The sequence below is a fragment of the Pantoea sp. KPR_PJ genome (assembly GCF_041386365.1).
In the GTDB taxonomy this organism is placed as follows: Bacteria; Pseudomonadota; Gammaproteobacteria; order Enterobacterales; family Enterobacteriaceae; genus Pantoea.
Genome location: NZ_JABMIK010000001.1, coordinates 683,072 through 696,376 on the forward strand (window position 1 = coordinate 683,072; position 13,305 = coordinate 696,376).

Genomic DNA, 13,305 nt, shown 5'->3' on the forward strand with positions numbered 1-13,305 from the left:
AGCGGACCTATGTCCGCCGCAGGATGACTATTTCGCCAGCAGAGGCGGAATAGAGGGAACTTCCGGGGCATTATCTATATCACTCTGCGTCATGCGGAACGCCTCAGGGTAATGTTCCCGTTCAGTGCGTCTCGCGGGCTCCGTATTTCTCCAGGTATACAAGCAGTGTTGGCACTGGAAAACAGTCCAGACGCCCTCTACAGGTGAGTTAGCCATAACGTCTATTTTTTCGTCGGCACAACGTGGACAGATCATTTTTGTTCCTTATTTGCGATTTGATAACAGTGCTGTCAGTTTCTCTACCCATTCAGCAGTTTCGGGAAGATCTTTTACCGGCTGGCTGTAATGGCCACGATTATCCGGGGCTACAGGGGTAGTAGCGTCTATGACCAGTTTGTCTGTAATGCCAGCCGGGCTGGAACCTGGGTCAAGCTCCAGTACTGACATATTTGGCAACTGCACCAAATCGCCCGCAGGATTGACTTTAGAGGACAATGCCCACATGACCTGAGGTAAATTGAACGGATCAACATCTTCGTCGACCATGATGACCATTTTGACGTAGCCCAGGCCGTGCGGCGTCGTCATCGCACGTAGTCCAACAGCACGCGCGAATCCGCCGTATCTCTTCTTCGTCGAAATGATAGCGAGCAACCCATGCGTATACATCGCATTCACAGCCTGAACTTCCGGGAAATCTGCTTTCAACTGCTGGTATAAAGGCACACAGGTGGCGGGCCCCATCAGGTAATCGATTTCTGTCCAGGGCATGCCGAGATACAGCGACTCAAAAATTGGCTTCGTCCGGTAAGACACTTTATCAATACGAACGACAGTCATGTTACGTCCGCCGGAATAGTGCCCGGTAAATTCCCCAAAGGGTCCTTCAATTTCGCGTTTGCGGCCTTCGATCACACCCTCAAGAATGACTTCAGACCCCCATGGAACATCAAAACCGGTCAGAGGAGCTGTAGCGATCGGATATGGGCTTTCACGTAACGCGCCCGCCATTTCATATTCAGACTGATCGTATTTCAGCGGTGTAGCCCCCATCAGGGTGATAATAGGGTCATTTCCCAGGGTGATCGCAATGGGTAGGTCTTCACCACGTTCCTCTGCTTTATGCAGATGGAGGGCAATATCATGCATTGGAACAGGCTGCAGGCCGAGCTTACGCTTCCCTTTAACTTCCATGCGATAAATGCCGACGTTTTGTTTACCAAAGTGGTCCGGGTCAAGCGGATCGCGCGATACCACGCAGGCTTTATCAAGATAAAACCCGCCGTCGCCATCGTTCAGGCGGAAAAGTGGCAGAAGATCAAACAGGTTGATGTCTTCTCCATCCACGGTGTTTTCTGACCATGGCGCATTTTCTTTGCGCACGGGGGCGACTGGAAAGGTATCCCAGCGACGAATAAACTCATCGATTTGCTGTTTAACTGGAGTATTAGGGGGAAGACCCAGAGATATTGCATGGTTCTGCCAGGAACCAATCGTGTTCATCACGACGTGTGCGTGTTTAAACCCTTTGATTTTTTGAAAAGAAATGGCTGGAGCGCCTTCACCAATACGACCGGTCGCATTGGCCGCCGCTGCAATGTCCGGTTCAGCCTGTACCTCTTCGTCGATGCGAAGCAACTGTCCCTGCTCTTCAAGTGCTGCCAGGAAGCTACGCAGGTCATCAAAAGCCATTGCTATCTCCTAATTGATTGATTTTTCAGCGACGTTAAGACCCTGCCAGCGCTTCGCCTCCGGGAATTTAAGGCCAAACTGGTCCAAAACCCGGGTGATGATGTGATTGATGACGTCATCAATAACTGCTGGGTGGTTATAAAAAGCCGGCATAGGGGGAACCATCGCCACGCCGAGGCGCGAAAGCGCCAACATATTTTCAAGATGAATGGTGCTGAGAGGCGTTTCTCTCGGCACAAGAACCAACTTGCGACCTTCTTTGAGAATGACGTCTGCTGCACGCCCTATCAGTCCGTCTGCATAGCCAGACTTGATCCCCGCCAGTGTTTTCATGCTGCAGGGAATAACAATCATTCCGTCCGTGTGAAAAGAGCCTGATGAGATAGTTGCTGCCTGATCGGCAGGGCTGTGTACGACATCGGCCAGTTCTAAAACTTCACGGACGGTATAGGGAGTCTCAAGCTCAATAGTTGTTTTTGCCCACTTGCTCATAACCAGGTGTGTTTCCACATCCGGGATCGTTCGAAGCACGTTGAGGAGTGCCACTCCTAATGGAGCACCCGTCGCTCCCGTCATACCCACAACTAATCTCATTCAACCCCTCCAATATATGTTCGTATACGAACGATATTTACGCTACATCTTTCGACTGTAATGCACAAATGATTTATTGCGTGACTATAACCCTGATAACTATTTACCGGGGGTATCAAATGCGCTGTTGCGTTGAGTGGGCGATGGTTTACCATCATTCAAAATCTATGAGGACGTAACGGACGGCAGAGAATTAGTATGAATAAGGAGCTGGGAAATATCTTTTTTCATTTACTCAGGCAATTACTGCAGGAGCACACGGCTCTCTGGCAAAAAGAGCTGCCTGATTTGACCAAGCAACAATACGCCGTTCTTTGTGCAGTTTATGCCAGGCCAGGTATTGAACAGATAGAGCTGATGGATGCTGCGCTAAGCACCAAAGCAACTTTGGCCGAACTGTTGGTCAGAATGGAAAGCAAAGAATACGTCGTGAGGAAAGAGGGGGAAAATGACAAACGCCGCCGGTTTATCACGCTTACGGCCAAAGGTGAACAGATGCTTAAATCTGCTCAACCTGTGGCAGATAAGGTTGATGCGTATTTCCTGGAGAAACTGCCCAATGCTGAACAGATTACCTTGGTAGATATGCTTAAAGGCCTCCTGAGAAAAGATCTGTAGCCTCAGTCGAGCATGGCTTCAATCTCAGCCTGGCATTGCATTATTGAGAGCATGAGCAGAGGAAACGTTTCCCTGAACCAGAGTGCCGGTACCGCGAGGGAAAGCGCCTGGTGAGCATGACCTGCTCCCGACAATTGACACCCACTGTTGTTAGCGACTTCCGCTCTTGGCACATGGCAGACAACAGCATCACGTAACGTCCGCGATGAGCGAAAAGCCGACGTTAATTTTTAAAAAGTTTTAGACCGGCAGCCTTATCGTTATCGGCCCTGTCAGCCCCTTCTGCCATGGCGCATCAGGACCGTTTTTCACCTCCTGGAAAAGAGTTTACTCAGGCTCTTCTGTTAAAAGCGTGCCGGGATGCGGCTGGCGCTCTTAGCCGTCCCCCCTGTCAACCGGAGAGGTGAATTGTTGGGTACAGCCATTTTCTCCAGGAAGCCACTGCTCCGGAATACACGTATCCGCGAAACAAAGCCCCTCTCCCTTGTATCTAACATTATGTGGTGATTAGCTACCATCACACGAAGCGGAGTGAGCCGGGCCCCTCCCTGAGGACAGTCTGAATTACTGATCCTGCCTGACAGCTTGCAGCCCTCCGTTTCACCTTTCACGCCAGCACATTTTGTTGAACGGTTACCGGGAGCATGACTCCGAATGTACAAGGCGAACAGGCGTGACGGTCAATGTGAGAGGAGAATAAAATGTTTCCTGTAGGTATAGACGTAAGTAAAGACTCGCTCGACCTTTGCATCCTCTATGATGGCATAAAGGGTCGTATACGAACCAAAAAGATAAAAAATGACAGCAGTGCAGCAGCTAATATCATCCGCTGGCTTCGAATGCAGCACTGTGGCCTGGAAGACGTTCACCTTATTATGGAAGCAACCGGCGTTTATCACGAACGGTTAGCTCTTTCGCTGCATGAAGCTGACGCATACGTTTCTCTCGCAAATCCTCACCGCAGCCGCGATTTTGCCAGAGGTATGGGAATTCTGACTAAAACGGACAAGGTAGATGCCTACATGCTGGCCTGCTACGCGCTGCTGAAAAAGCCACACCGCTGGCTCCCGCCTTCTGCTGAAATCAGGCATCTCAGTGCGCTTATCCGCAGGCGTGACGCATTGCTGAGCGACGCCGTGCGTGAGGAAAACCGGCTGGAAAAATACCAGAGCACGCAGACGCCTTCTGACGTGATCAGCTCCTGCCTGCGTATGGTGAAAATTCTCCGGGAGGAAGTAAAAGTCACGGAACAGTTAATAAAGACTCACATAAAAGCGCATGCAGCGCTGCAACTTGATTATGATCTTCTGACGTCTATACCTGCAGTCGGCCCACAATTGGGCATGAACATGCTGGTTGTGCTGCGTAGTCATGATTTTGAGTCTGCCAGTCAGGCTGCCGCATTTTTTGGCGTGGTACCCGTGGAAAAACGATCGGGCACTTCCGTTCGCGGTAAATCTAAGATGTCTAAAATTGGACCTCCGCAGCTGCGTGCGAAGCTGTATATGTCCGCGCTCTGTGCCAGACAATGTAATACGCGAATGCGTAACTTTTATGAAGAATTGTGCCTGCGTGGCAAACCTAAAATGGTGGCAATCGGGGCTGTTATGCGGAAGTTGATCCACTGGTGCTATGGCGTGCTTCATTCCGGCAAAGCTTTTGAAAATTTGCCGGCTACGTAAGAATTTAAATTTGTAACTGAAGCATTGTTCACAAAACAACCTGCGCCTTATACCCAATGGCACTAAGGTGAACAGTAAATTTCTAATTGCGGCAGTTCTGAGCCGTAGTATCCAGCTAATGCCTCAAAAATGCAGATATGAACTATAGACAAGCGAGTTACATGTCCGCTGTGAGCGAAAAGCGGAAGCAATTCAGAGTATGAAAGGACGCACATTTGAACTGAAGAGCATTCATATGAAATTCGGCATTCCATGGGGATACCGAATTTTAGTTAACTTTTGAAGGTGGTATACTCAGACCAGCAGGTCTTTAGGGACTAGCGGCGAGTAAGCAGGAAAATCACTGTAACCCCGCTCATCTCCGCCAAAGAAAGCGTCACGGTTGTACGCAGCGAGAGGAAATGCGTTTCGAATACGCTCTGGAAGGTCCGGGTTTGAGGTAAACAGACGACCAAAAGCAATCAGATCGGCCTCGCCTTTTTGCAGCGTACTCTCGGCGTCCTCTGGCTTGAAGCCGCCCGCCGCAATAATTTTCCCCTGATAAAAAGCGCGCAAATCGCGGCTGGCTACCGGCTCCGCATAATAACCCGCCTCCCTGTCTTCCGGTCCCACGATGCGGGGTTCGATAATATGCAGATAGGCCAGTTCAAACTGGTTCAGCTGTCCGACCAGATAACGGAAAGTGGCTGTCGGATCGCTGTCATGCATATCACCATATATACCGCTCGGAGAAATGCGCACAGCAACGCGTCCCGGGCCCCAGATATCAGTCAGGACGCCAACGGACTCAAGCAGAAAGCGCGCCCGGTTTTCAAGGGAGCCGCCATAGCTGTCGGTGCGCTGATTGCTGCCATCCAGCAGAAACTGTTCGGGTAAGTAACCGTTGGCCGCATGGAGCTCTACGCCATCGAATCCTGCGGCTCTGGCCCGAATGGCCGCCTGCCGCAATTCCTTCATGAGCCCCTGAATTTCATCCAGTTCCAGAGCACGAGGAACGGGAAAAAGCCTGCCTTCATAGACTCCTTGCTCGTTTTTGACCACGCCATAGGTCTCTCTGGCGACGAGTGCTGAAGGCGCGATGGGCTGATGTCCTGCTGACAGTTCAGGCAATGACTGACGGCCCGGGTGCCAGAGCTGCAGCACGATCTGACTGCCGCGAGCGTGCACGGCCTCCACCAGGCGCTGCCATCCCGCCTGTTGCTCGTCAGTAAAGATGCCCGGTGCATCTTCATAAGCATTCGCAAAGGGCGAAACTGCCGTGGCTTCAGCGATAAGGAGCCCTCCTTGATTCGCTCGCTGGCGGTAATATTCAGTCATCAGGTCGCCAGGAACTCCGCCCTGCTTGGTTCTCATGCGCGTGGTAGGCGCCATGACGACGCGGTGGTTCAGCTGCAGTTTTCCTGCTGTAACGGGTGATAATAACGTCTTCATCATATGTTCCCCACGGTGAGCCAGAGCACGCATCAGGAGGCTCTGGCGCAATATCAAAATGAATTCGTGATGCTGAATATTCTGAATGAATATCCGATAGTCTTACTGCCGGCCCATGGTGTGGGCAACCTGAGCAGCACTGATGCCTTCCAGCGCCAGACCATAACCCAGCCCTTCATCTACCAGACGCTTCAGACGCTGAGTCAGTGCAATCCGGGTGTAGCGCGAGGTCAGTGGCGGAAGAGCAGCAATCCCGTCGGCTATTTCATGGGCGCGGGCCAGAAGCTTGTCAGCGGGCACAATTTCGTTAACCACGCCCCAGTCTTTCGCCGTTTCCGCATCAAGCACCTGACGGGTCAGCAAAAAGTGGCGGCCGCGGATCGAGCCAATGACTTCTGGCCACAGAATGTGAACGCCGTCACCGGGGACAATCCCGAATTCGAAATGTGGTTTGTCCTGAAAAACGGTTTCCGGGGTAGCCAGAATGGTATCAGTCAGCAGGGCATATTCGCTGTGAAGCAGTACCGGGCCGTTCAGCGCGGTAATCATCGGAACTTCGATATCCAGAATGTTGTTCAGCACCTTTCTACCTTCACGCAGAATTTTGTCAAAACCTGCCGGGCTGAAGAAATCAAATCCTTCCGGACTGATCGCGTCCATAAAGGCGTCACCTGAACCGGTCAGGATCACCGCGCGGTTTTCACGGTCTTCGCCGATGGCATGGAACAGCTCAACGAACTGCTCGTGGGTATAGCCATCGAAAACCAGTTTTTCACCGGCGGTGTGAAATTTAACCTCCAGTACGCCATTTGCTTTGCGGGTCAGGCGGGCATTGGGAAAGGCGTTACGATAAGTTTCAAACATTGACATGGTGGCGATCCTTGTTGATACCAGTCCAGAGTGGCTGGCCGTGAAACAACAATATTCCATTCCTGTTGAATTGGGATCGCCTCTCAATCAGATAACGGCTATTCCTTTTTAGAATGATGGGTTTTACTCTCCCGCCATGACGGATTCGACAAAACCAGCAAACTGCCGGGCCTTGGCGCTCGCCTGACGGCCGTTGGGGAAAACGGCCCACAGGTCGATGGAAGGCAGCTGCCAGGACGTCAGCACCTTTTGGACCGTTCCGTTTCTTAATTCCTCTGCAAACATCCAGTCGGAGGCAATACACAACCCCATATGACTCAGCACGGCCGCACGCTGCCCTTCAGCAGCGCTGACGCGAATGCGACCGCTTACGGCGGTGGACACAACCGCGCCTTGCCGGGTGAATGACCAGAGGTTGGGCTGTGGGTTATAGAGGATTGCCTGATGTTCTGCGAGCTCAGCCGGGGTTTTCGGCTCACCTCTTTTAGAGAGATAACCCGGCGTGGCAATCACTGAACGGGGTCCCGTCGCCAGCTTACGGGCGACGACACCCGAGTCGGGCAAATTTCCCATGCGCAGTGAGACATCTATACCTTCAGCAATCAGGTCGATCACCCTGTCGTCAAGGATCACGTCCACATCCAGTTCCGGATGCTCATCAAGGAATGCCGGGAGGCGGGGAATGATATGCAGCCGGGCGAAAGTTGTTGCGGCTGAAATCCGCAGCTTTCCGGACAGCCCTTTTCCTGCTCCCCGGGCGGCCAGTTCAGCCTCTTCGGCTTCCTGCAGTGCGGCCTGCGCCCGCTCATAAAAGCGCTGCCCGGCCTCGGTTGGGGTCAGGCCGTGGGTCGACCGGGTCAGCAAACGGGTCTGTAACCGGGCCTCCAGCTGCGCAACGATTTTAGAGACCGCGGGCTGGCCCACGTTCAGCTGCCTGGCGGCAGCAGAGAAAGATCCTGTATCCACGACCCGAATGAAAGTGGCCATTGCCTGAAAGCGATCCATTTTATTCCTCCGAAGAATAGATATTATCCCGCGAGCATATCTACCATTCCTGCGTTGTGCCAGCCATTATCCTTTTCAGCTTGTCGGGGCTGGCCCGGCAAACCTCTCAGCAAGGAGATGACCATGATTGATATTTATGCTTTCGCCACGCCCAACAGCATCAAGGTGCCTGTCGCGCTCGAAGAACTCGATCTTGAATATGTTTTACACCCGGTGAACGTCCGTAAAGGGGAACAGAAGTCAGCTGAATTTCTTACCTTAAACCCCAACGGCAAAGTCCCTGTGCTTGTTGATACTGACGCCTTATCTGAGCCGCTGGTACTGACGGAGTCGGCCGCCATCCTTATCTATCTTGCTGAAAAAACGGGGAAGCTTTTACCGGCTTCAGGCCCGGCCAGGTCACGGGTGTTTGAGCAGCTGTTCTTTCATGCTTCAGGGCTGGGACCGGCATTCGGTCAGGCAGGTTTTTTCCAGCGTCAGGCATCCGAACCACAGCCGCTGGCAATTCAGCGTTTCACTACTGAAGCAGACCGCACCCTCAAGGTGCTGGATACCCTTCTGGCTGACCGCCAGTTTGTTGCCGGAAAGGAATACAGCATTGCTGATATTGCGCACTTCGGCTGGCTGTGGCGTCGGGAGTTCGCCGGGGTGAGCCTTGAAAATACGCCAAATGTGGCTCGCTGGTTTGATGAAATGGTTAAACGGCCAGCCGTACAGCGCGCCATTAAACGCATAAACGCGCTTGTCCCCCAGTAAGGGGATCCCGCAAGGCCACCATTAGCCATTGAGAGATTCACCCCAATAACATCAGAAGGAAAACATCATGATGCTGCAGGCAAAGCTTGACGCTTTTAAGGCGGATTTTGAGGCAGGTAAGCCCCCCTATAAAATCCCTCATTCGGTGATCGAAACCATGCGCCGCGCTACCGATGAACTGATTCAGTCCGGCGCCGCTACGCATGCGCTGAAAGCGGGAGATAAGGCGCCGCTGTTCACGTTAAACGATCCGCAGGGCCATGCTGTTTCCTCTGCTGAATTGCTGTTAAAAGGTCCACTTGTGCTGAGTTTTTACCGTGGCGTCTGGTGCCCTTATTGCAATATGGAACTGCAGTCGCTCGAGGAAGCACTCCCTGCATTTCAGGCGCTGGGCGCAGCGCTTGTCGCCATATCTCCACAGACGACGGCTAACAGCCGTAAATCCGTGCGTCAGAATAACCTCAGCTTTCCGATTCTGTCTGATTCACACAACAGCGTGGCAGCCGCCTTTGGGCTGCGTTTTAACCTGCCGGATTATCTGGTTGAACTGTACAAAGAGCTGAAGAACGACCTGCCTCTTTTCAACGGAGACGAGAGCTGGACGCTTCCTATGCCTGCCCGCTATGTCATCGATCAGGGAGGCACGATTATTTATGCTGAAGTGAATCCCGACTACACGCGTCGGCCAGAGCCGGAAGAGATGCTGCCCTCGCTGCGTCGCATCCGTAGTATGTGAATTCATCGTGACCTCTTGCAAAAAATGGCAGAGCTCATTAACCGGAGTCAGAAATGAAGAGAACATTTTTAATCACAGGCGCCAGTAAAGGCATCGGCCTGGCGCTTGCCCACCGTCTCGCCGCAGTAGGTCATGAGGTGGTAGGTATAGCACGAGGTACCCGGGACGATTTCCCCGGCACCTTAATCAGCGCAGATCTCTCCAGCGCCCGGCAAACACAACAGACCTTTGAGGAGTTAACTCAGCGATTCGCATTTGACGGGATCGTCAACAATGTGGGCCTGGTTAAACCACAGCGTCTTGGCGACATAGATTTAGCAACTTTTGAAGAAGTTATACGTGTTAATCTCTATCCCGCTGTACAGGGGACACAGGCTATTCTCGCCGGCATGAAAGACCGGGGCTGGGGGAGAATTGTTAATATTTCCAGCCTGACGGTGCTTGGCAGTGTAGAACGGACAGCTTATGCCGCTGCAAAAGCGTCTCTGATCAGCTTCACCCGTAACTGGGCACTGGAACTCGCTCAGACAGGTATTACGGTGAACGCGGTGGCGCCGGGGCCGACCGAAACGGAGCTGTTTCGGGCGAACAACCCGCCAGGCAGCGCTGGTGAAGAGCGGTATCTCAGGGGGGTGCCAATGAAGCGATTTGGCAAGCCAGACGAAATCGCGGCTACTATTGCTTTCCTGATGTCAGATGATGCGGCCTTTATGACGGGCCAGACACTGTATGTAGATGGCGGTGCATCGACAGGAAATTTAATTTTCTGAACGCCTGAAATTTTAAAAGGCATTAGCTGAATCAGCCTTCAATCATACTTTTTTAATCGCTTTTTATATGTCCGCTTCACGCCCTTCGAATGAAATATAGCCAGCAGTTTATCTGCATGCCCTGAGTATTCGTTAGCGAACGTGGAGCACTTACTGGCTCGAAAGCAAAGCGGCAATCATCAGATCACATGATTCTGGCACAATATTCGTAACCAGTAAGCGCATACCCTGAATCACTTAAAAGTGTAACCCTCAGGGTTCGAATGACTATATCTGGCACACAGCGGACATCATGTAATACCTACTTGACGCGACTCAGGCGGGCGAGCAGTGCGCAGCCTGCCCCTGAATGCCGCGTGAGCGGCATGGAGGCGCCAGATAATGTAACTTATGGCTAAGAAGCCAATCGGCGCCGTAAGCCCGGCGTAGCCGGTTTCTGACTGATATATACTACGAATCCATCCCCTGCCCTGATTAGCCCAAACCAACTTTCAGCGATGAAGAAGTGTATGTAACCCCTTTCAACCCCGGTGAGCGGGCTTTACGGCGCTTGCGACGTAAAGGGCGTGATTTCTGGGGCCTTGGCGGCGGCAGCTTGCTGCTGACGCTTAGGGGGGGGTTAAACGTAACTTTCAGCGATAAGCACGGAACTTAACACGGTAGCTGTCAGGCTTCCTGACTGCTGCCTTTAATGTGCAACGGGTGGCTTTAACCGCTATATCAACTAAAGATTTCAGCTATCCAGTCTGCAAATGCACGTACGGCGGGTGAAAGAAAACGCTGATGGGGATAAAGCAGCGTGACAGGTACAGGTGGCGGCTGCCAGTCGGCCAGGACTTCAACCAGCGTTCCTTTTTGCAGGTGTTCTGCTACAACATTTTCAGCAAGCTGCGCCAGTCCGAACCCTTCGAGGCACATTTTTATATAGAGTCCCGTCTCGTTTACGGCTACCGGCCCCCTGACGGATACGGACAGCGTTTCTGTTCCCTGCACAAAACGCAATTCGTCTGTGCGCCGGCTTTGCCCGGAAAAATAATGAATAGCCCGGTGATGAGATAAATCTTCAGGTGACTGCGGCATACCGAACTGCCTGAGATAGTCGGGAGAGGCGCAGGTGATCCAGCGAAACTTCCCCAGCGGACGGGCAACAAGCGTGGAACTCAGCAGCTCTCCGGTTCTGATCACGCAATCCACACCCTCCTGAACCAGATCAACCTGCCGGTCGCTGACGCCAGTCATCAGGTAAATATCAGGATACCGGCTATAGAACTGTTTCAGCCTGGGCATCACGATGAAGTGCGCTATACCGCCGGGCATGTCAACGCGTAAACGGCCCCGGGGCAAGCTGTTCGCATCGGCCAGACTGGCTTCAGTATGTTCAATTAAGGCCAGAATTTCCCTGCACTGCGCCAGATACTGCAGGCCTTCAGGAGTCAGGCTGACCCGCCTTGTGGTGCGGTTGAGCAGACGCACCTGCAGATATTTCTCCAGGTTTTTAATGGTGCTGGTTACCGTCGAGGAGGGCAGCGACAGTGTTTCCGCAGCCCGGACAAAGCTTCCGGCCTCAGCCACCCTTAAAAAAACCTGCATAGCCTGAATGCGATCCACCTGACTGCCCTCCTGAATATCGTGTGACGTTGTAACCATCATTATTCGGGAATTGTGAATTATGAAAACGCGTTAGTCATCTTTTTCACCTTAATCATGAGGCGTATGGTTTCCCTTCTGACCCTCAAAGAGACGATTACCATGGCCGATTACAACAGAAATATTGTTAACAATCAGACAGAAATTCCACAGGTGACGCTGATTCGCGGCGCAACCCTGCTGAGTATGGACGAAAGCATCGGTAACATTGAGCGCGGTGACATTCTCATCAACGGCTCAACCATTACCGCCGTGGGTCAGAACCTTGACGCGCCAGGCGCTCACATCATTGATGCCACAAATATGATTGCCATGCCGGGGATGGTCGATTCTCATCGTCACGCCTGGGAAGGTCAGCTGCGCCGCCTCAACCCCAACGCTACCTGTCTGAACGACTACAGCAACGCCACGCACTTTTCGTTTGCCAGATATTACCGCCCGAAAGATATCTATGTTGGTAATCTGCTGACAGCGCTGGGCGCGATTGACGCGGGCATCACTATGATGATTGATAACTCGCACAACAGCCGTACCGCAGCGCACGCCGATGCCGCCGTTGAGGCACTGCTTGATAGCGGCATTCGCGCTATCCATGCTTCCGGCGCGCCGGTGGCCGGTGAATGGGATAAGGCGCACTGGCCTGGCAACTGGCAGCGTCTGCAGGAAAAATATTTCCGAAATAATCCTGAGAGTCTGGTGACTCTGGGCGTCATGGCTCAGCCAGCGCCGGAATTGTGGGCCGAAGCGCGCAGGCTGGGGCTGCCGATCGTGACCGAGTTCTTTGGTGCTGAAATGGCCTCCGAGCTTGAATCGCTGCATCAGCAGGGTCTGCTGGGCCCGGACAATATCTTTAACCACTGCACGGCACTGCCTGATAAAGGCTGGGAGATCCTGCGCGAAGCCGGTGTCCGGGTAAACGTCTGCCCGCGCTCAGATGCCCACTACGGTATTGAGAGCGGGATGTTTGCCCTTGAGGCCGCGCAGCGTCATGGCATCAACCCCGGTTTGAGCGTGGACAATGAAACGTCCTACAGCACCGACATGTTTATGGAGATGCGCGTAGCCTTTTATCTGCAGCGCGTGATGGGTATGCAACAGCCGCCGTGCTGTGATGCTGAGCATGCGCTGACCACCCTTTCTGCCGCGCAGCTGCTTAAATCGGCCACCGTGGATGGCGCGGCCTGTGCCGGGCTGGAGGATAAAACAGGCAGCCTGACGCCAGGCAAACAGGCTGATCTGATCCTGATCAACGTGGCTGACCTCAACCTCTATCCAGACGGGAATGCGTTTGGCACGGTGGTGCACGCTGCTGAACGCAGCAACATTGATACCGTGATGATCGGCGGGCGCATCGTCAAGCAGAACGGCAAAGTGCTGGGTGTGGACAGCGAACACCTTCGCGCCGCCATTGATGAATCACGCAAACACCTTTTCGCAGCGGCAGGGTATGAGCCCGACATCTTTGCGGAAAAATTCCTGCCGCTGGCCCAGGCAAACTGACAGA

13 protein-coding genes are annotated in these 13,305 nt (G+C 52.9%); 6 read left to right on the forward strand and 7 right to left on the reverse strand.

Annotation, left to right across the window (positions count from 1 at the left end; genetic code table 11):
* Positions 1-27: 27 nt before the first annotated feature.
* From HP564_RS03205 to HP564_RS03215, 3 genes are read right to left on the reverse strand one after another with little or no spacing between them, the layout of a single operon-like run.
* Entirely contained in the window at positions 28-255 is a 228-nt protein-coding gene (locus tag HP564_RS03205; RefSeq protein WP_371240112.1) for a non-oxidative hydroxyarylic acid decarboxylases subunit D, read from the reverse strand.
* 9 nt (positions 256-264) lie between these two features.
* Positions 265-1,692: a non-oxidative hydroxyarylic acid decarboxylases subunit C gene (locus HP564_RS03210; protein ID WP_371240114.1), complete on the reverse strand. Its 1,428-nt coding sequence runs from the start codon at positions 1,690-1,692 to the stop codon at positions 265-267.
* 9 nt (positions 1,693-1,701) lie between these two features.
* Complete coding sequence (locus HP564_RS03215; RefSeq protein WP_371240116.1) at positions 1,702-2,286, reverse strand: non-oxidative hydroxyarylic acid decarboxylases subunit B; 585 nt, start codon at positions 2,284-2,286, stop codon at positions 1,702-1,704.
* Between the two features lie 198 nt (positions 2,287-2,484).
* On the opposite strand from HP564_RS03215, the gene HP564_RS03220 reads away from it, so the two are divergent.
* Entirely contained in the window at positions 2,485-2,904 is a 420-nt protein-coding gene (locus tag HP564_RS03220) for a MarR family winged helix-turn-helix transcriptional regulator (RefSeq protein ID WP_371240118.1), read from the forward strand.
* 701 nt (positions 2,905-3,605) lie between these two features.
* Positions 3,606-4,586, forward strand: a complete 981-nt coding sequence (locus HP564_RS03225) for an IS110 family transposase (protein WP_371240120.1) — start codon at positions 3,606-3,608, stop codon at positions 4,584-4,586.
* Positions 4,587-4,880: 294 nt separating this feature from the next.
* Here the strand turns inward: HP564_RS03225 and HP564_RS03230 are convergent, their stop codons facing one another.
* The 3 genes from HP564_RS03230 to HP564_RS03240 form a co-directional block, all read right to left on the reverse strand.
* Positions 4,881-6,074, reverse strand: coding sequence for an alkene reductase (locus HP564_RS03230; RefSeq protein WP_371240122.1), 1,194 nt, complete (start codon positions 6,072-6,074; stop codon positions 4,881-4,883).
* Positions 6,075-6,119: 45 nt separating this feature from the next.
* Positions 6,120-6,887, reverse strand: coding sequence for an enoyl-CoA hydratase/isomerase family protein (locus HP564_RS03235; protein ID WP_371240124.1), 768 nt, complete (start codon positions 6,885-6,887; stop codon positions 6,120-6,122).
* Between the two features lie 123 nt (positions 6,888-7,010).
* Positions 7,011-7,892 (reverse strand): LysR family transcriptional regulator, encoded by an 882-nt coding sequence (locus HP564_RS03240; protein ID WP_371240126.1) that lies wholly within the window; start codon positions 7,890-7,892, stop codon positions 7,011-7,013.
* A gap of 123 nt (positions 7,893-8,015) precedes the next feature.
* Here HP564_RS03240 and HP564_RS03245 point away from each other — a divergent pair, with 123 nt between their 5' ends.
* The 3 genes from HP564_RS03245 to HP564_RS03255 all read left to right on the forward strand — a co-directional run bounded on the left by HP564_RS03245 (position 8,016) and on the right by HP564_RS03255 (position 10,154).
* The gene (locus HP564_RS03245) at positions 8,016-8,648 is read left to right on the forward strand and encodes a glutathione S-transferase family protein (RefSeq protein WP_371240128.1); all 633 of its coding nucleotides are present in this window, start codon (positions 8,016-8,018) and stop codon (positions 8,646-8,648) included.
* Positions 8,649-8,715: 67 nt separating this feature from the next.
* Complete coding sequence (locus tag HP564_RS03250) at positions 8,716-9,384, forward strand: peroxiredoxin-like family protein (RefSeq protein WP_371240130.1); 669 nt, start codon at positions 8,716-8,718, stop codon at positions 9,382-9,384.
* Between the two features lie 53 nt (positions 9,385-9,437).
* Positions 9,438-10,154, forward strand: coding sequence for an SDR family oxidoreductase (locus HP564_RS03255; protein ID WP_371240132.1), 717 nt, complete (start codon positions 9,438-9,440; stop codon positions 10,152-10,154).
* 720 nt (positions 10,155-10,874) lie between these two features.
* Here HP564_RS03255 and HP564_RS03260 read toward each other — a convergent pair.
* Positions 10,875-11,762, reverse strand: a complete 888-nt coding sequence (locus HP564_RS03260) for a LysR family transcriptional regulator (RefSeq protein ID WP_371240658.1) — start codon at positions 11,760-11,762, stop codon at positions 10,875-10,877.
* Positions 11,763-11,903: 141 nt separating this feature from the next.
* Between HP564_RS03260 and HP564_RS03265 the strand changes: the two genes are divergently transcribed.
* On the forward strand, positions 11,904-13,301 hold the full coding sequence (locus HP564_RS03265; protein ID WP_371240660.1) for an amidohydrolase family protein: 1,398 nt from the start codon (positions 11,904-11,906) through the stop codon (positions 13,299-13,301).
* Positions 13,302-13,305: the final 4 nt, after the last annotated feature.